The 19,707-nt window shown below is 35.8% G+C and carries 13 protein-coding genes; 8 read left to right on the top strand and 5 right to left on the bottom strand.

All coding sequences use genetic code 11. The features are described 5' to 3' along the window. Window positions 1-878: 878 nt before the first annotated feature. The 3 genes from ppdK to U736_RS0102745 form a co-directional block, all read right to left on the bottom strand. Window positions 879-3,545: a pyruvate, phosphate dikinase gene (ppdK, locus tag U736_RS0102755; protein WP_012754844.1), complete on the bottom strand. Its 2,667-nt coding sequence runs from the start codon at window positions 3,543-3,545 to the stop codon at window positions 879-881. 177 nt (window positions 3,546-3,722) lie between these two features. Continuing rightward, a complete protein-coding gene (locus U736_RS0102750) occupies window positions 3,723-4,379 on the bottom strand; it encodes a DsbA family protein (protein ID WP_012754843.1) in 657 nt (218 codons plus the stop codon). An 82-nt stretch (window positions 4,380-4,461) separates the two neighbouring features. After that, on the bottom strand, window positions 4,462-4,962 hold the full coding sequence (locus tag U736_RS0102745; RefSeq protein ID WP_012754842.1) for a DUF721 domain-containing protein: 501 nt from the start codon (window positions 4,960-4,962) through the stop codon (window positions 4,462-4,464). Window positions 4,963-5,104: 142 nt separating this feature from the next. Here U736_RS0102745 and mutY point away from each other — a divergent pair, with 142 nt between their 5' ends. Next, entirely contained in the window at window positions 5,105-6,163 is a 1,059-nt protein-coding gene (gene mutY / locus U736_RS0102740; protein ID WP_012754841.1) for an A/G-specific adenine glycosylase, read from the top strand. A 774-nt stretch (window positions 6,164-6,937) separates the two neighbouring features. Here the strand turns inward: mutY and U736_RS0102735 are convergent. Then, the gene (locus tag U736_RS0102735; protein ID WP_372440009.1) at window positions 6,938-8,026 is read right to left on the bottom strand and encodes a site-specific DNA-methyltransferase; all 1,089 of its coding nucleotides are present in this window, start codon (window positions 8,024-8,026) and stop codon (window positions 6,938-6,940) included. Between the two features lie 371 nt (window positions 8,027-8,397). Between U736_RS0102735 and U736_RS0102730 the strand changes: the two genes are divergently transcribed. From U736_RS0102730 to U736_RS0102690, 7 genes are all read left to right on the top strand, one after another. Further along, window positions 8,398-9,093: an HAD family hydrolase gene (locus tag U736_RS0102730; RefSeq protein WP_012754839.1), complete on the top strand. Its 696-nt coding sequence runs from the start codon at window positions 8,398-8,400 to the stop codon at window positions 9,091-9,093. A 1,787-nt stretch (window positions 9,094-10,880) separates the two neighbouring features. Then, entirely contained in the window at window positions 10,881-11,237 is a 357-nt protein-coding gene (locus U736_RS0102715) for a hypothetical protein (protein ID WP_012754838.1), read from the top strand. A gap of 182 nt (window positions 11,238-11,419) precedes the next feature. Then, entirely contained in the window at window positions 11,420-11,782 is a 363-nt protein-coding gene (locus U736_RS0102710; protein ID WP_012754837.1) for a hypothetical protein, read from the top strand. A 215-nt stretch (window positions 11,783-11,997) separates the two neighbouring features. Further along, window positions 11,998-12,360: a hypothetical protein gene (locus tag U736_RS0102705; RefSeq protein WP_012754836.1), complete on the top strand. Its 363-nt coding sequence runs from the start codon at window positions 11,998-12,000 to the stop codon at window positions 12,358-12,360. A gap of 624 nt (window positions 12,361-12,984) precedes the next feature. Beyond that, window positions 12,985-14,382, top strand: coding sequence for a threonine synthase (thrC, locus tag U736_RS0102700; RefSeq protein WP_012754835.1), 1,398 nt, complete (start codon window positions 12,985-12,987; stop codon window positions 14,380-14,382). Window positions 14,383-14,465: 83 nt separating this feature from the next. Next, window positions 14,466-15,740: a M16 family metallopeptidase gene (locus tag U736_RS0102695; RefSeq protein WP_012754834.1), complete on the top strand. Its 1,275-nt coding sequence runs from the start codon at window positions 14,466-14,468 to the stop codon at window positions 15,738-15,740. A gap of 406 nt (window positions 15,741-16,146) precedes the next feature. After that, complete coding sequence (locus U736_RS0102690) at window positions 16,147-19,032, top strand: EAL domain-containing protein (protein ID WP_026500271.1); 2,886 nt, start codon at window positions 16,147-16,149, stop codon at window positions 19,030-19,032. Between the two features lie 42 nt (window positions 19,033-19,074). Here U736_RS0102690 and U736_RS0102685 read toward each other — a convergent pair whose 3' ends face one another. Then, window positions 19,075-19,659 (bottom strand): YqgE/AlgH family protein, encoded by a 585-nt coding sequence (locus U736_RS0102685; RefSeq protein ID WP_012754832.1) that lies wholly within the window; start codon window positions 19,657-19,659, stop codon window positions 19,075-19,077. Between the last annotated feature and the right edge of the window lie 48 nt (window positions 19,660-19,707).

Raw genomic sequence — 19,707 nt, 5'->3', positions numbered from 1 at the left:
TTTCCTAAACGGAATATACGTGGATTGCCATTCACGAGCTTTCTTAAAAAAATATTTCTAAAGCACCCAAGCCCATTTCGCAACAACGGCCCGTGAATAATAATAGCAGCCTTCTCTGTGCGCTATCCTCTTTACGCTTGTGAAGAAGCAAACCGGCACCATTACACACTGTACCTACCTTCAATTTGTGACAGCTCTTGACACTTGAAGAAGCATATCATTGCTTTATTTTTTTATCCATAGACGCTAATTCCGCCTGTAATATGCAAAAAACATGGTTTTAATTGATTCATTATCAAAGAAGTTGAAATGAGAAAATCTTGTGATATTTACAGCTTTCGTTCAATATGAGAAATAAAAAATTATCATTATAAATCAAGACATTGTATAACTTTGATATTCCTTCAGGAATGTAAAGATGATAGCACATAGTAGAGTTTATATACTTTGGGAAGATTTTTATAAACTTACGGGGAGTTTTACATAATCCCCATTCCACGAATGTCAATGTGAAATGGAGCATCCACTGAGAGATGTCTATCTCAAACAGCATGATGTGCAAAAAAATGCATTTGTTTGGAACATTCTATTTTGCGTGAGGAGTCCATTCCCCTATAAAAAAGCAAACGTGTAAATTGACTGCACAATAACACGTTTCTCTCTATCAAGAGGTTCGTCAATAGAAAGTGTATTAATAATACATCTTTGTCTATCCTGCTTTATATTTTCTCTCATAAACCTCTCAAAAATACACTTTCTCGCGTAACATAACTTATCGTGCATTTTAGAAGCAATTTTATTTCCTTTATTAAAGAAAATAAAAGAATATATAAAAAATTATTTCAGTAATAACTATACAACAAAAAAATATTAACCCATTATATCCTTTTTGCTATTGCGGCCTGGGCTGCTGCTAAACGAGCAATTGGTACTCGAAAAGGAGAACACGAAACATAATCTAGGTTATTTTCTTCGCATAAAGCAATAGAGGCCGGATCGCCTCCATGTTCACCGCAAATTCCCAATTTTATTTTTGCACGCTTTGATCGTCCACGCTGTGCAGCAATGGTAATAAGTTCTCCTACTCCATCACGGTCAATAGACACGAAAGGATCTTGCTCTAAAAGACCTTTTTGAAAATAGGTTGCCAAAAAAGGAGCAGCATCATCACGGGAAATCCCAAAAGTGGTTTGTGTCAAATCGTTTGTTCCAAATGAAAAAAATTCAGCAGTTTCAGCAATTTCATCTGCTCGAAGCGCCGCCCTTGGAAGCTCAATCATCGTCCCAACCATATATTGAATAGTGCTTCCCTTTTCTTTCATCACTTCCTCAGCAACCTGATCAATACGTGCTTTTACAAAATCGAGTTCAGATTTAAGCGCAACAAGTGGCACCATAATTTCAAGCATAACAGGAGATCCAGATTTTTGGGCAGCTTCTGCTGCTGCTTCAAAAATCGCCCGCGCTTGCATTTCTGCAATTTCAGGATAAGTAATAGCTAAACGGCATCCACGTAATCCAAGCATAGGATTAAATTCGTGCAACTGCTGAGCGCGTTCAGCAAGCACTTCAGCAGAAACACCCATAGCTGTTGCAACATCAAGAATTTCTGTTTTCGTTTTAGGTAAAAATTCATGTAATGGTGGATCTAGCAAGCGGATAGTAACAGGTAAACCACACATAATTTCAAATAATTCACTAAAATCTGAACGCTGCATTGGCAAAAGCTTATCCAGTGCTTTACGACGACCATTTTCATCATGACTTAAAATCATTTCACGCATGGCAACGATACGTTCATCAGAAAAAAACATATGCTCCGTACGGCAAAGACCTATACCTTCAGCCCCAAAAGAGCGCCCCATACGGGCATCAGATGGTGTATCAGCATTAGCGCGAACTTTGAGACGCCGCATCCCATCAGCCCATTCCATTAATTTTGCAAAGTCTCCGCAAAGCTGAGGCTGCAACATTGCAACTTTCCCTTTGAAAATTTCTCCACTTCCACCATCAATTGTGATAACATCACCTTTTTTAAAGCTTTCTCCTGAAGCAAACAGCGTATTTGTGTTATAATCAATCCGCACACTGCCAGCACCAGAAATACATGGTTTTCCCATCCCCCGCGCAACAACAGCAGCGTGACTTGTCATACCGCCACGCGTTGTTAAAATTCCTTCTGCAGCATGCATACCATGAATATCTTCTGGGCTTGTTTCTACACGGACCAAAATAACCTTGCGACCTTCCGCCGACACAGTTTCTGCCTCTTCTGAAGTAAAAACAATTTCACCAGTTGCGGCTCCAGGAGAAGCAGGTAAACCACGTCCTATAACAAAACGTTCTGCTTTGGGATCAAGTGTTGGATGCAAAAGTTGGTCAAGCGACTTTGCATCAATACGCATCACAGCCTCTTCATGGCTTATTAACCCCTCTTCAACCATTTCAATTGCTATCTTGAGAGCCGCACGAGCCGTGCGTTTTCCTGAACGAGTCTGAAGCATCCATAATTTACCTTTTTCAATGGTAAATTCGAGATCTTGCATATCCCGATAATGCTGCTCAAGCTTCTGCGCTATCTGACATAATTTCAAAAAAGCCTCAGGCATAATTTTTTCTAATGACGGCCTATTTGAACCAGCAACAATACGCGCATTTTCTGTAATATTTTGAGGCGTTCGAATGCCCGCCACAACATCTTCCCCTTGCGCATTAACTAAAAATTCACCATAAAGTTCTTTTTTCCCTGTTGATGGATTGCGTGTAAAAGCAACGCCCGTTGCTGAATCCTCACCCATATTGCCAAAAACCATAGCTTGCACATTAACTGCCGTTCCCCAACTTTCAGGAATATTATGTAAACGACGATAAGTGACTGCGCGTGCTGTCATCCAACTTGAAAAAACCGCTCCAATTGCTCCCCACAATTGTTGTTCAGGATCTTGCGGAAAAGGTTTCCCTAATTTTTCTTCAACGTATGCTTTATAAGAAATAATAACATCTTTCCAATCATCTGCTGTCATTTCTGTATCAATAGTGTAACCATTGCGTACTTTTGCTTCATCAAGAATTTCTTCAAAATACGAATGATCTAACCCCAAAACAACGTTAGAATACATTTGGATAAAACGCCGATAACTATCATAAGCAAAACGTTCATTATTAGCTTGTAAAGCAATGGCTTTTACAGTCTCATCATTCATGCCAAGGTTAAGCACTGTATCCATCATCCCTGGCATAGAAGCCCTAGCCCCTGAACGAACAGAAAGCAAAAGTGGCTTTTGCTCACTCCCAAATTCACGTCCTGTTTGTTCACCAATGCGTCTTAGTGCTTGCTTAACAGATTCCTGTAGCTCTTCTGGATATGATTTGTCATGGGCATAATAAAAATTACAAACTTCTGTTGTCAGCGTAAATCCGGGTGGTACGGGCAAACCAAGATTACTCATTTCTGCCAAATTAGCCCCTTTACCTCCGAGAAAGTTACGTTCACTTGCACTTCCTTCTGCCTTTCCATCTCCAAAACTATAAACCCATTTTTTCATTGTACAAATCCTCCCATATCAGCATCAAAACATCATTCAACCTAGGCTCACTAAAAGTAATGATTTGATTCAAAATCGGCTTAACAAAAAATATTGCTTCATAAATGCATACTATTAATCCTTCCAAAAGCGATAATGACAAAAAGTATCACTATCCATCTTCTGGAAGATTAAGATTCATTTTTTAAGAAAACTATCAATCACCGAAAAAAAGTCTTCTACTTTCATGGCACCTTCATATTTACTACCATTAATAAAGAAAGTAGGCGTTGCTGTAACACCAAGTTTTTTACCACGCTCAAAGGATGCATTCACTTCATCTAAAATGGCTTGATTTTTCAAACATGCAGTAAAACTTTCATCTGTAAAACCAGCCATTAAGCCAATTTTTTTCAATGGTGTTAGAGCATCTTTTCCGAAAGCCCATTCATTTTGTTTTTGAAATAAAACTTCTATCAAAGGAAAATAGCGATCTTCTGGTGCACACTGTGCCAACATAAAACCTGCTGTTGCCCGAGGATCAAAAGCATAATCGCGGAAAATCAGTTTTACTTTTCCTGTTTTGATATATTTTTTACGAATTTGAGGAAGTATATCATTATAAAAATGCGCACAATGGGTACATGTCAACGAAGCATACTCAACAATGACGACTGGTGCATCCGCCTCTCCCTCAAAGCGATCCTTTACTTTACCCGATTGGAGAATCTCTTCCATATCAACAGTTGCCACTGGTTTGGGATCACGCGCTAAAGCAACTGTTACACTATTTTGTGCAATCGTTATGAAGAGAAAAATTATCCCGAAAGACAAAAAAGAACGATATTTTACCATAAATAATACTTTTCTGTTGTTATTAACGAATAAGAATCCAATGCTTTCTCATATATTAAAGAAAAATATATAAAATATCTTTCTATTTATTATTTTTTTCCAAGAAAATGCAACAGCCAAGTTTATAAAGTGATTGGCGCAAGCTTTTATCTTCAATTCCTTCAAGCATTTCTCCCACGCATTTTTTGTCTTGTTCACTCAAAGACGATTTTAGAGGCAAGTGATTCATAAAAACCGACATACTCCTTTGCTCAATCTTGATGCGATTAATAGCAATATAGCCAAAAAATCCGTTAATTCTATGAAGTAATTCCTCTGTTTCATGCATCAATTTTAACGCAGCAAATCCTTCACATGCGACAACAAGTGTTGCTGGCTGAAAAACATCATCTTGATCTGCACGACGTTTCCAAATAATTTTAAGCGGCATTGTATGTTCACTGATATCATAGCCCGCAATTTGTGGCCAATGTTCTATAAGTGCTACATTAAGCCCTGTCCGTTTGCGTAAAACTGGATCAAGTATTTTGTATACCGTCTCAGAAAGAGAATAAAAGATATGTTTTTTAAGTTGTTTTCTCATTTTTAGATCATTGTTCAATCGCTTACTAAATTAAAATCATTTGTTTCACCTAAAAATTATTGCCTCCTCAATTTATGAAATATCAACAAAATAAATAATTTTTTCTTTTGCATTTTATATCTTCCTATGCTTGAAAACAATCATGTATGAAATTTCTTCGCACCTGCTTGCTTGGTACGATCAAAATCACAGACATCTCCCATGGCGGATTACCCCCGAAAAGCAAAAACAAGGTATCCGTCCTGATCCTTATCAAGTTTGGCTTTCTGAAATCATGCTTCAACAAACAACCGTTGAAACAGTTAAGCCTTATTTTAAAAAGTTTCTGAAACTATGGCCTGATCTTTCCTCTTTAGCAAAAGCCTCACAAGATGACATCATGAAAGCATGGGCTGGACTTGGTTATTATTCACGCGCACGTAATCTTAAAAAATGTGCGCAACAGCTTGTTGAAAACTACGCGGGACAATTTCCACAATCTGTAAAAGAATTGCGAACTCTAGCCGGTATTGGAGATTATACTGCCGCAGCCATTGCTTCAATTGCTTTTAATCACCCTGTAGCAGTGGTTGATGGTAATGTCGAACGTGTGGTAGCGCGCCTTTTTGCTATCACTTCAATATTACAAAAAGCAAAAGTTGAAATTAAAGAAAAAACACAAAAAATTACTGCTTTAAATCGTCCTGGTGACTTTGCTCAAGCAATGATGGATTTAGGAGCAACAGTTTGTACTCCACGCAAACCATCTTGTTATACCTGCCCTCTTCAATGTTTATGTAAAGCAGCAAAGACGCAACAACAGGAATCTTTTCCAGTCAAAGCCCCTAAAAAAGAACGCCCTTCAAAAACAGGTATTGCTTTTGTGGCTCTTAATAAAAAGAGACAAATTTATTTGGAAAAACGACAGACGCAAAAGCTCCTTGGTGGAATGACCCAAATTCCTAACAATATTGGCATAAACAACGAAAATGGGCTCCAAAATGCACCCTTTACTGCCAATTGGCAATTCAAAGGACAAATTACGCATGTTTTTACTCACTTTTCTCTAAAACTCGATGTTTACTATACTGAGGATATTCATGAAATGAATTGTGAAAATGGTTGGTGGTGTAATATTCAACATCTTGCCGAAGAAGCACTACCTACTGTTATGAAAAAAGCCATTTCCGTAGCACTTCCCAATTCTTTCAGATTTAAATAACCTTCCCTATTCGTAAAAATGTTTTCTAACGGAGACTTTTGTATCTCTAACGGTCATTTATTAAGTCATTTATTGATCTGTAAAAGAAAAACTTAAGAAAATGAAATAACCAATTTTTTCTACAGATAAGAATTAAGGAGGGATAAAAAAGCTTAGAACGCTTAGATTTAAATTTCAGGATCTATCCTTTTGTGATTATGAAGGAGCAAGTCAGCACCATCATTATATTTACCAGCCCCCTACAACAACCCTTGGCACTTGAAACGGTTCATAAAAGGTACTTTTTAGTTCTTTCTTTAACAATTTTATTCACACGCCAACCCCGCTTATGACATGCAAGCAAGTAAATTTTATTGATTCAATATGAAACAGGTCTGAAATAAGAAAATTTGACGATATTCGGGGGGAACTCAATATGAATAACGCTAAATTATCTTGATAAACCAATACATTTTACGCACTTTATAGATGCACATATTACCTCAAAAAAGCACTTAATTTTGAGCTTCTGAATGAGCCTTTTAATTTTGATATTTCATTTTTATAAGATTATATTAAAATTTTACTGTTTTGGAACTAAAATCAGAACATAGAGTGAAAATTTCTCATTTTAATTTCTTCTACAAAAAGCATAAAAATACTCGCTCGCCGCCTACAAGCGAGATTAATGTTTTAATAAAAAACATCTAAGAAAGGCATAAAATGCCCTCACGTCCATCTCAATCAAGATCAGGTACATTGATGATCACTCTAGAATGAAGCGATTAGCTTAGTTCATAAAACACCCGTTTTTAACATTTGTGAACGTATGATCATTCTTAAATGATCTATGGACTTCAACCGTCCATTTTCCTCATAATACCAAAATGTCCAACCATTACAACTCTGCGAATCTTGAGCTTTTCTTCCCATTGCGTGAATTGAGCCCGCTTCACCACCATGCATAATCGTACCATCAGCTCTTACAATAGCAGATACTTGCTTCTTACGATCATAAAGAACTTCTCCAGGATAGAGTAAACCTGCTTCAAGCAAACTGTTGAATGCTACGCGCGGTTCTGCTTTTTTTCTATCCAAAATCGCTAATTCTGGTTGCGCTAAAGGTTTAACCGCTGCAATTCTCTCACATGCTGCATCAATGTAATCTTGCTCGCGTTCAATCCCAACAAAATCACGCCCTAAAAGCTTGGCAACAGCACCTGTTGTTCCCGAACCAAAAAACGGATCAAGAATAACATCACCAGGTTTACTAGAGGCCATAATAATACGCGCTAATAACGCTTGCGGTTTTTGTGTTGGATGTAATTTACGCCCTGAATCATCCTTTAAACGTTCAGCTCCAGTGCAGAGAGGGAAAAGCCAATCTGAACGCATTTGTAGATCTTCATTTGCCGCTTTTAAGGCATCATAATTAAATGTGTACTTTTTATCTTTTTGATCTCGCACGGCCCAAATAAGCGTCTCATGGGCATTTTGAAAACGGCGCCCTCGAAAATTAGGCATCGGATTATTTTTGCGCCAAATAATATCATTAAGCATCCAAAAACCTAAATCTTGTAATGCCGTCCCAACTCGAAAAATATTATGGTAAGATCCGATAACCCAAAGTGTTCCGTTGGGTTTTAATACACGACGACAAGCAAGCAACCATGCACGGGTAAAAGCATCATAAGCAGCAAAACTCTCAAACTGATCCCATGCATCATCAACCGCATCAACAAGCGAATGATCTGGACGGTATAAAGCTCCGTCCAATTGCAAATTATAGGGTGGGTCCGCAAAAATCATATCAACGGAATGTTTTGGAAGTTTTTCTAGAACGGAAACACAATCTCCTTTAAAAATTTTATTGCGCCATGGCATCTGTGAGGGAGTACGAAGAAAATCTTTTTGAAGCTGAATAACTGTCATGAAAAACCCAACAAAATTAACTGAATTTGCCCTATAATCAACCAAAATAGTTTATAGGCCCGCATTACCAATCCATATTTACAAAATAGCGTAAACGTATCGTTAAATTTCTACAAAATTGATAATTGTTTTTGTTTTTTTAAGTAAAAAAACTTTCATATGAATGAAACCTTATTTTTCTTTTTTTCAATGTACTGTTCCCATATCTTTTTTTTCGTAAAAGAACTAAGAATCATTTTCAAAGCGTATTTTTATGAAATAAGATCCTCTCAATATCGTTTTCATGAAAGTTGTCCATCTCGTAACATGTAAAGGAATATCTTATGCCTCAGATAGATCTTATTATTTTTGATTGTGACGGAGTTCTCGTCGACTCTGAATATCTTGCAGCAAAAATTGGATCTCAATTGCTCAAACAAACAGGATATGAAATATCACCCGAAGAATTGAGTGAGCGTTTTGCAGGGCTTATTTTTCGCGATATTCTTAAACAAGTTGAACAGGAAACAGAAAAACCAATTTCCGCTCATCTCATAGATCAGATGACTAATATTTTTCGTACACAAATAAAAACTAAATTACGGGCTATTGATGATGTAAGAGAAGCCGTAGAAATTATTCAAACACGCTATCCCTACTGTATCTGCTCTAATGCAAAAAGCGTAGATATAAAAGAGATGCTCACCACAGTTGATCTCTATGACCTTTTTGAAGGTAAAATATTTTCAGCACCTGAAGTTGGAACAAAAAGAACAAAACCAGCCCCTGATGTTTTCCTTTTTGCCGCACAACAATTACAGGCAGAGCCCCAAAACACTATCGTTATAGAAGATTCACTTCATGGTGTACACGCAGCCATAGCAGCGGGCATGCGTGTCATCGGCTTTACGGGAGGATCACATAGCTATCTTGGTCACTCTAATGCACTTGCAGAAGCTGGTGCAGAAACAGTTATCGCAAAACATGCTCATTTAGGAGAAGTCTTAGAAGCAATGGCAGTATGGCGAGATCTATTATAAAAAATCTCTTGAATATATCAGTTTGTAAACTCTTGTAAGAAGCATTTTTACTCAAATGCCCTTCTCTTCTCGCTGCTTCTTTTATAATAACTTCAATAAATGCGTAATTCACGATACGAGTGAATTACATTTCAATGTGAAGGAAAAAATATAGCACCTCGTTGAGCAATCATAAGTCAGTTAACCATTTCACGCGCTTTAAAAAAAGCAAAAAACAGGGAGGAAAACTCATAAAAATCAAACCCTGCTTATCTATCTCAAACCCGATATCCCACTCCCAACCTCAGCAGCCCATCCTGATAAATTATTATATTTTTCAAAAAAGGAATATGACGATGCCCTGCTCGATAAGATGTGAAAATTGCTAGCCTCTTCCATCTGATCAAAAAAATCACACACTATGGTAAAATTTTAGAGTATGTGCGTATTGATCATGGAAAACATATTAAAATTCGCTGAATCTATGGAATACAAGAGTTTATTGAAAACAACAAAAGCGTCCTTGTTGAGTTAAAAGGACTTATATTTACTCAATCCAAATCTCGTAAACTTGTTTAAGGCTTATTTACTTTGCTGTTTAAACAGTATTTTAACAGCATCAATTGGTACAACCTCCCTAAGATTACAAAAGATAAAAAGAATAGATTCTTATGAAGATGTGCATTTTATAAAAAACATTTCACACCAAGTCATTTACGGGCAACATATTGATTTATAATAATAATTTATCATTATTAAACTAAACAAAAAAAACGAATATTGTAAGATTCTCTTATTTCAAACCTAGATATGCTGAATTAAAGAAATAAAAATGTCTCTTAATAAATCATCTCAAGAGGCAAAGATTGTAGCAACATTAGAAGCGAGCAAAGTGTATAGCGATGCCATCTTTCTTCTTTATAAACATCAAAGATTCTGATGCCCTAAGAATTTTATATTATGGGGCTTTATCATCATATCTATAATTGCAAAATAGGCTTGAGTACCTTGAGAAGGATTTCTTAAAAAAGCACGTAAATATGAAACATAGAACAACATAAAGAGATACCTGTAGTTGCTCAAAATTTTCTGAAAGCACTTGCATAGATTTTTTAAATAAGTAATGAAATCAGATCTTTTCAAAAGTAATCCAACTTTAGGAAAGACATCCTTTCTAAAAATAAAAGTGGCTTTTCGGTTTGGAAAGAAGAAAATGTTGAAAAATATTATCTACTGCCGATCTTTCAGCACTCATAAATGTCTCTGAATTGATATTCTTCTATATACTTCTTTACATCACAGTAATATGCTGTTCACATTGGCGAGAAAAAGATAATATCATTTATCTCTATCCAATTTGAGCTCTACTTTATACTATGAGTGAACTGTATATTTTTAGTATCTACAACAACTATTGTAAATAATAAAAATTTATCGCGTCCATTTATATTTGAATTGTTAATAGTATTTTTATAAATACACCATAATTTTCATATTTTTTATTATCTATAAATGTATTTAAAAAAATAATATTAATATCATTTTATAAAAATTATGCGATCACCACATGTTATTTATATATAACACATAACGAAATATTTTATAAAATTTTAAAAAATATTTTTATGATTATTATTGTTACATTTTTACAATAATGTTTATAAAAAAATATATTTATATTTTTATATGTATTTTTATTATTGACTAAAAATACATATTGAAATATCTAATTTGTATATAGTGTGAGATATATAAACATTATGTATATTTTCTTACATATATAAATTAAAAATATTTGAGGTAAAGTTATGGTCAAAATATTTAAAAATTATATCTTAAGCATTTTTATAGCGAGCACTTTTTTTATTTCACAAACTGTAAATGTTAATGCAAACTATTTGAAAACCGATACTCCAAAAGAGGAACTTTCTGTTTTTCCAATGGAACAAGTAAAGTATGCGAAATCTGATGTAGTTTCTACAACTGCTTTCTATGTTCCATCTGTAAATTATCAAACAGAAAATGGAACAACAGGTGAAGGGAAAATTGAAAAGGTCGTTGAGCCTATGACTATAGGAGTGGGACTATTGTTTGCTGGATATGCAATGAGCTTTATAGGATCGATAATAAGTTGGATAAAGGACATAGTGTTGATGTTCAAATAATTCAACCTCGTCTAGAACTCTAGAATAATAGCTTCATTATGAAATCTATCATTTGTTGCAAATAATTACATAGTGAAGCTTTTCTTGATATAAAATATAAATGTTGTAGCTTATATCCAAATATCCAAAGTATAAATTTACGCATATATATATTGAATATTATAAAATATTTGAGGTAAATTATGATTAAATTGTTTAAAAATCATATGTTAAGTATTTTCATTATGTCTGCCTTTTTTCTTTCACAGGTTGTAAATGTGCATGCAAACTATTTGCAAAATAATACTCATCGTGAGAATATTTTTGTTTCTGCAATAGAACAGAAAAGACAGGATGCAATCCATACCGTTTCTCTCTATAGCCCCATTCTAAATTGTGGAGTGGATAATGAAACTACTATTGAAGGAAAATTTGAAAAGGTCGTTGAACCTCTTACACTCGGAACCTTTGGTGTTGGGATGGCACTTGGATATGCATCAAGTACGATAGGCATGTTTTTAGGATGGATAATAGGTAAAATAATATCGTATTTTAAATCTCGTTAAAATTGAAATTTTATCAGAATAAAACCTTCTCATACGAAATATAAACAATGGATATATTCTGTATTTATCCATTGTTGATGACAAAAAACTAATGAATTATCACATTAAGAATGAAAAAGCTTTAAATGCTTCTGTTTCTCTCAATGTGCACTAATTCTGCCGATGCATCTATTCAATTCAAATTAAAATAAAAGTAAAAGTATTGGTGATAAATTATGATTAAAGTATTGAAAACTCAAGTATTAAATATTTTTATAGCAGTTGCTTTTTTGCTTTCACAAGTTATAAATGTTCATGCCAATCATTTGAAAAATGATATTCAATGGGAAACTGTCTCTCTAATAGAACAGGGAAAGAAAAAAGCTATCGATATAGCTTCTCTTTATGTCCCAAGTTTCACTCATGGAGCAAAAAGTGAAACTGCCACTGAAGGAAAATTTGAGAAAGTATTTGAACCAATTACGCTAGGAGTTTTTTCTACAGTAGGAGCTTTGGGTTTTGGATTCTTGACTGGATTTGTTATGTCCATATTTAGCGGGACAATTGGATGGGCAATAGGAAAACTTAAAGGCAAATAATTCAAAGATACTCAGTTATTTTTTCTATTTAAAATGAGAATACTTTACAGCCTGCTTCACATCATTTAGCAGGCTGTTGTATGTTTTCTATGGATAAACTTCAGGTTACCATACTGTATAGAACAAATATAATATCTATCATTATACAAAATAATAAATTAAGCTAAACAAACATTATTCAAAGTATAGATTTGCGCACGAAATGCCATAAATTTACCTTATAAATCTTCCAGTGTGAATTTTTGGTTGTGTCATTTCAACATTCATTTTAGCAGATTTAATTGTTATAAAGTATAAGAGCATAAAATAACTATGAATGATTGAGTTTTTCAAAAAAGTTCTTCAATAAATACCATTCTATCTATTTGATTTTATTATTTAAGAAGGTGCACAAATGAAGATACGTTGCAAAATTTAAGTGAATGAATAATAGAGAGAAAATTTTCGACTTTAACAGATTTTCTGTGAACATTTGGCGTTTATATCTCAAAAATAAAAATGCTTAAGACTATTTCCTTTCATTATTGAGTTAAAAAAACTATCCATTTAATAATTTAAATATTATGAAAAACGTGAAATAAATAACTTCACCAATTTTCCAGAAATAAAAAAAGGATAAGACTTATGGAATATATCAGCACGAGAGGTGAAGCTCCTGCTTTAAGCTTTACGGAAACGATCATGACAGGATTGGCAAGTGATGGGGGACTTTATCTGCCAGATAAATTTCCTCAGCTCTCATTTGATGCGTTACGAGCACTTCGTGGTCAGTCCTATACAACAATTGCTAAAACTATTCTGTGCCCCTTTGTAAATAACGAAATCGAATATACAGCTTTTGAAAATATGATCGCTGAATCTTATGCAACCTTTCACCATCCAGCAATCTGTCCGTTACGACAAACTGGAGCAGATGAATTTATCCTTGAACTCTTTCATGGTCCTACTTTAGCTTTTAAAGATGTCGCAATGCAGTTTCTTTCTCGACTGATGGATTATGTTTTGACTGAAAAAAATAGATGTGCAACGATTATTGCTGCAACATCAGGTGATACAGGAGGGGCTGCGATACAAGCTTTTGCTGGAAAAGAACACTCAGATATTTTTATTTTATTTCCTAAAGGACGTGTATCACCTGTTCAACAACGGCAAATGACAACCAATCAATGTTCAAATGTTCATGCCATTGCCATTGAAGGAAATTTTGATGATTGCCAAGCTCTTGTCAAAGCAATGTTTAATGACCACAATTTTCGTAAAAAAAGAGCGCTTTCAGGTGTTAACTCTATAAATTGGGCGCGTATCATGGCGCAAATTGTTTACTATTTTTCATCTGCACTTTCCTTAGGGGCTCCTGATAGAGCTGTTTCATTTACTGTTCCTACTGGAAACTTTGGTGATATTTTTGCAGGTTATGTCGCAGCCCGTATGGGATTACCCATTGCTCAACTGGTCATCGCAACGAATGATAACGACATCCTTGCACGTACATTGACCAGCGGTACTTACGAAACACAACCAATAGTCCATACAACATCACCTTCTATGGATATCCAGGTCTCTTCTAATTTTGAACGTTTGCTCTTTGAAAGTGGCAATCGTGATCCAATGTGGATTCGCAATGCAATGGACAACTTGAAACAATCTGGACGTTTTACTCTTGATGAAAAGCAACTCAAAAATATTCGTTCCCTATTTTCTGCTGGGAAAAGCAACATGGCTGCAACAGCTCAAACAATTGATAGTGTCTATAAGGAAAGTGGCTATCTTGTTGATCCACATACAGCCGTCGCTCTTCAAGTAGCGCGTAAAAACAAAAAACCGCATATTCCAATGATCGTCCTTGCCACGGCTCATCCAGCTAAATTTCCTGATACTATTAAAAGTGCTTGTGGACTTCATGCCCCATGGCCATCTCATCTCAATGATGTAATGAAACGCAAAGAACACTTTATAAGTCTTGCTAATGATGAAAAAATAGTAAAAGATTATATCTCTTTAAAATCGCGTGCATCTTATTAAAGTTAGCTGCATTAACTTAAATCAAGAATATTCTAATACCCTTACAATGAGGTATTTAGCTTATTTAATGGAGTTGTAAATACATGGATGTAGATATATGTCGCCTTAGTAATGGCTTGACTATCGCCACACATACAATGCAACAAATTGATAGTGTTGCCCTCGGAATATGGGTTAAAGTGGGCTCACGCAATGAAACCTCCACACAGCATGGTATTGCTCATCTTCTTGAGCATATGGCTTTTAAAGGAACCGAAAATCGCACTGCTTTTCAAATTGCAACCGATATTGAAGATGTTGGCGGTGAAATCAATGCTACAACCAGTATTGAAACAACAGCTTACTTTGCACGTGTACTTAAAAGCGATATCCCACTTGCTATAGACATTTTAGCCGATATTTTAATGCATTCAAAATTTGACGACAATGAACTAGAACGAGAAAAACAAGTAATATTTCAGGAAATTGGTGCCGCTCATGACACTCCTGATGATATTGTTTTTGATCACTTTACAGAAACAGCCTTTCGTCATCAATCCCTTGGACGCTCTATTTTAGGAACAGCTAAAACTATTCAATCATTTACATCTACTGATCTCCATGATTTCATCAATAAACAATATAGTGCAGATCGTATGATTGTCGTTGCTGCAGGAGCTGTAAAACACGAAAGTTTCTTGCGAGAAGTTGAAAGTCGTCTTGGTACTTTTCGCTCCCATTCAACCGCACCTCTTACTAATCTTGCAAATTATGTCGGTGGCGACTTTCGTGAATATCGCGATTTAATGGATACACAAGTTGTTTTAGGGTTTGAAGGGCGTGCTTATCACGCGCGTGATTTTTATGCGGCCCAAATTCTTTCAATCATTCTTGGTGGTGGTATGTCTTCACGTCTTTTTCAAGAGGTAAGAGAGAAACGTGGATTATGCTATTCTATTTATGCTTTTCATTGGGGATTTTCAGATACTGGGCTTTTTGGTGTTCACGCAGCTACCGGACAAGAAGGGCTCAAAGAACTTATTCCCGTGATTCTTGATGAACTTTCCAAGGTCAGTAAAAACATTCACGCCAATGAACTGCAACGAGCACAAACGCAATATCGTGCGAATCTGACAATGTCACAGGAAAATCCCTCTAGTCAAGCACATCTCATTGCTCGCCAAATACTCCTTTATGGTCGACCAATTCCAATATCGGAAACAATTGAACGCCTCAATCTCATCACTCCTAAAAGATTAACTGATTTAGCACATCGTCTTTTTACAAATTCCACTCCAACACTAACTGCTGTCGGACCTGTAGGACCCCTCATAAATTTTGATGATTTAACGTCAACTCTTTCATCCAAGCTAAAGTAAAAAACTTCTTTTCAAAACAGCATCACAATAACATACACATATTTTATTTTTATCGTAAAATTTACCACAAAAGCTCTTCTCATTAAATAAGTTTTGGAAATATTGGGCAAAGAAGCGTACAAAACTACCCAATTCATACTTCATGTGATAAAGATTCTAATGAGTGAAGGTATATCCGTGAAATCTGGAAATTCATGGTTTAACTTTGCCCTTTTAAAATATAAAACTTCATTCGCTTCAAGTTCCATTGAAGCAAATGGACGTGTGGTCTATTTGTATATAAAACCACATAACTTAAGAAAAAGTGATAACAATTTATTATGTAAATAAATTATAAAAGGTGGACGTTTTTTCTCAAAAATCGAAATGAAAGTTAAACATCCTAAAATATTGAGAGTGGGACATTGTGAAGAGTTTGCGTAAAATAATTGACATCATTTTCATTGTAGTCGTTAGTTCTCTTGTCCATCTTACATCAGCACAAGCAATTGAGCCAGTTAAAATTTCTTCTCAGGATGCTGCTCTTGATCTCTCACAAGCAATTGAAATTCACCATACAAACAGCTCTATTTTTCAAACAAGTACAGCGCCAGGACCAGATGGTATTGTTTGGCGTATTGAAGTGCAGGCAAAAAATGAAAAATTTTCCGGAAATTGGGCAGTTTTTTCTCTTGCAAATCCAACAGATGAACAAGTCGATCGTCTCATCGTTGCCCCCCACTACCGCATGGCGCGTTCTGGATTTTTTTGGCCAGACCTTGGATCAGCAAGGATTCAATCCATAACGCCAAGCGAAGGTTTTTCCCTCGATCGTCAACTTAGTGCAAACTCTGATATCTTTCGTATTACCCTTAACCCTGGTGCTGTTGTTACATTTGTAGCCGAACTTAACTCTGCAAATCTACCGCAAATCTATTTATGGCAACCTGAAGCTTATAAAGATGCAATTAATTCTTATACGCTTTATCATGGTATTCTTCTTGGTATATCTGGTCTCTTAGCGCTTTTGTTAACTGTTCTCTTCGTCGTCCGTGGAACAGGGCTGTTTCCTGCAACAGCAGCTGTTGCTTGGGCTGTGCTTTTTTATATTGGTATTGACTTCAACTTTTTAAATAAATTCTTTGCAGTTACACTCACAACACAACCAATCTGGCGTGCTGGTACAGAAGTAGCACTTACTGCTACACTCTTCATTTTTCTTTTTACCTATCTCAGCCTTAACCGCTGGCATTATCATTTTAGTTACGGTGCTATCGCTTGGACCATTGCCTTTTGCAGTCTAGGAGCCTTTGCTATTTATGATCCAATCAGAGCAGCTGGAATTGCGCGTTTGTCTTTTGGTCTTACCGCTGTGCTTGGTATAATATTAATCATCTATTTCTCAATCAGAAGCTATGACCGCGCCATTATGCTTATCCCAACATGGTTGCTCATTAGCTTTTGGTGTATTGGAGCCTATGCCTGCATAGCTGGATATTTAAACAATGATATTATCCAGCCAGCATTAGCGGGAGGATTAGTGCTCATTGTTCTTCTCATCAGCTTTACTGTCCTGCAACAAACTTTTTCTAATGACGCTTTCCATGAAGGAATATTTTCCGATCTTGAACAACAAGTACTCGCAGCAAAGGGAGCTGGAAATATTATTTGGGATTGGAATATTGAGCGTGACCGTATTGTTGTACATCCAAACATGGCAACCCTTTTGGGTACTGAAATTCATAACCTCAATGGACCTATGCGCAACTGGATTTCAGCCTTGCACCATGATGATCGTGAACGCTTTCAAGCCGTATTAGATATCATTCTTAAAAATAAAAAAGGGCGCATTGATCAAATTTTTCGGCTTTCTTCCGGTGGTGGTTATTATCATTGGTTTTCTCTTCGTGCACGTCCGGCTATGCAAAAAGATGGGAAAATCACACGTGTCATTGGAACCATTGTCAATATTACTAACCACAAAAAATCCGAAGAACGCTTATTGCATGATGCAATCCACGACAGCTTAACCGGCCTTCCTAACCAACAAATTTTCTTCGATAGACTACAAAATTATACCTCTTTGGCGAAAGCAAATATCAAAATTAGACCGACTGTCTTTATGATTGATTTTGACAATTTTCGCCAAATTAATCGCAAATTAGGCATAGCAGTTGGAGATACTGTACTGCTTATAATCGCACGTCGTTTAAACCGTCTCATTAATTTTCAAGACACCTTATCGCGCCTTTCAGCAGACCGCTTTGCAATTATTTTACTCAGTGAAACTGAACCACAAAAAATTGCAGCATTTGCAGATCATTTGCACAAAACAATTTCAGCACCTATTTCACTTTCAGAAAACAAAATAATCCTTTCAACGTCTATCGGATTGGTTACATGGAGTGAAAGCCGATCGACGGCTAAAGATATTTTTAATGATAGTGAATTAGCGATGATTCGTGCAAAACAAATGGGTGGAAACCATATTGAACCTTTCCGTCCTAATTTTCGCACTTTGGGTCTCGAACATAATACTCTGGAAAAAGATGTTCACTATGCCATAAAACGTAATGAGATAAAAATCCTCTACCATCCTATTCTTAATTTATCAGACGGACATATTATTGGTTTTGAAACAATTGTAGAATGGCATCATCCCACTTATGGAAATTTAAATGTCTCTGATTTCATAAAAATCGTAGAAAACGAACAAATTGTTATGAATTTGTCACAATTTATCATCGATAATGCCATTATCGATCTTATAAATGTACAAGAAAAGTTTTCCCAACAATCTTTCTTTATTTCAATTAATTTACCAAGCGCAGAAATGATTCATCCTCGTTTTATCAGTCAATTGCGCGCCGCTTTGCTTCGTCATCCGCTCCACAAAGGGCGTTTGATGATTGAAATATCTGAATTTGTCTTAAGAAATAATCCTGAACAATCAGCGCACTTTCTCGAACAAATTAAAACACTTGGAATGAATCTCGCACTCGATAACTTTGGAACAGGTTATTCGTCTCTGACCTATCTCGTACGTTATCCATTTGATATGGTTAAACTTGATCGTTCACTTATTTCAATCGACTCCCTTAAGAAGAAAATTGTTCTCAAGTCTATCATTAATATGGCAACAGATCTTAATTTGCAAATTATCGCAGAAGGTGTTGAAAATGAAAAAGAAGCAATCTTCCTCCGTCAAGAAGGCTGTAAATATGTTCAAAGCACACTTGTAACGAAACCGATTGCCATAGAAGAATTAATTACGCTCGTTCAGAGCCATTTCCCTTATAAAATAAAAACATAAGGGATAAAATAACGTGTAAAGTTAAAAAGCTTAGAAAAAACTCTACGCGTGTCCCATTTCAGAAGCAAGATAAGTTGGATCGATACCCATGCGTGTTAAACTTTTATCATACTTGCAGCTTAAATCACTTTCAAAAAGAAAACTAGGTGATGTAGAACTGATTAGCCAACCATTTGTAGAAATTTCTGCCTCAAGTTGCCCCGCTTTCCATCCAGCATAACCTAACGCTACCAGTGCATGTTGCGGACCTTGTTCGCAACTGATCGCTTTTAATATATCAATTGTCGCAGTAAAACAGACCTTATCTGCAATAAAAACAGTTTCTTCACAAGCATAATCATCTGAATGAAGGACAAAACCACGCGAAGGGTCAACAGGACCACCATAGCGAACTGGAAACTGTTTTATTGGTTCAGAAAGACTTTTTTTTTGGCCACTGTCTATGACTCCCAAGTGAAGCAAAAGCTCTGGAAAATCAATATGATGCAATTGATTGAGAATAATGCCCATCGCACCGGCATCAGAATGCGCGCAAATGTAAATAACAGAACGAATAAAGCGTTTGTCATTCATCCCAGGCATTGCTATGAGTAATTGTCCACCTAAAAAGCCATTACACCGCTTCATTAATTTGTTATTCTCCATAATTTACATGATAAAAGTTTGTTCATTTAG

The organism is Bartonella grahamii ATCC 700132 (assembly GCF_000518085.1).
Classification (GTDB): Bacteria; Pseudomonadota; Alphaproteobacteria; order Rhizobiales; family Rhizobiaceae; genus Bartonella; species Bartonella grahamii.
The sequence above is the reverse complement of the archived record's forward strand: the minus strand, read 5'-3'. Positions and strand labels throughout refer to the sequence as shown.

Excerpts from the sequence above, each read along its gene's own strand:
- ppdK (WP_012754844.1), bottom strand. The coding sequence starts at position 3,545 with ATGAAAAAATGGGTTTATAGTTTTGGAGATGGAAAGGCAGAAGGAAGT.
- U736_RS0102750 (WP_012754843.1), bottom strand. The coding sequence starts at position 4,379 with ATGGTAAAATATCGTTCTTTTTTGTCTTTCGGGATAATTTTTCTCTTC.
- U736_RS0102745 (WP_012754842.1), bottom strand. The coding sequence starts at position 4,962 with ATGAGAAAACAACTTAAAAAACATATCTTTTATTCTCTTTCTGAGACG.
- mutY (WP_012754841.1), top strand. The coding sequence starts at position 5,105 with ATGTATGAAATTTCTTCGCACCTGCTTGCTTGGTACGATCAAAATCAC.
- U736_RS0102735 (WP_372440009.1), bottom strand. The coding sequence starts at position 8,026 with ATGCCATGGCGCAATAAAATTTTTAAAGGAGATTGTGTTTCCGTTCTA.
- U736_RS0102730 (WP_012754839.1), top strand. The coding sequence starts at position 8,398 with ATGCCTCAGATAGATCTTATTATTTTTGATTGTGACGGAGTTCTCGTC.
- U736_RS0102715 (WP_012754838.1), top strand. The coding sequence starts at position 10,881 with ATGGTCAAAATATTTAAAAATTATATCTTAAGCATTTTTATAGCGAGC.
- U736_RS0102710 (WP_012754837.1), top strand. The coding sequence starts at position 11,420 with ATGATTAAATTGTTTAAAAATCATATGTTAAGTATTTTCATTATGTCT.
- U736_RS0102705 (WP_012754836.1), top strand. The coding sequence starts at position 11,998 with ATGATTAAAGTATTGAAAACTCAAGTATTAAATATTTTTATAGCAGTT.
- thrC (WP_012754835.1), top strand. The coding sequence starts at position 12,985 with ATGGAATATATCAGCACGAGAGGTGAAGCTCCTGCTTTAAGCTTTACG.
- U736_RS0102695 (WP_012754834.1), top strand. The coding sequence starts at position 14,466 with ATGGATGTAGATATATGTCGCCTTAGTAATGGCTTGACTATCGCCACA.
- U736_RS0102685 (WP_012754832.1), bottom strand. The coding sequence starts at position 19,659 with ATGAAGCGGTGTAATGGCTTTTTAGGTGGACAATTACTCATAGCAATG.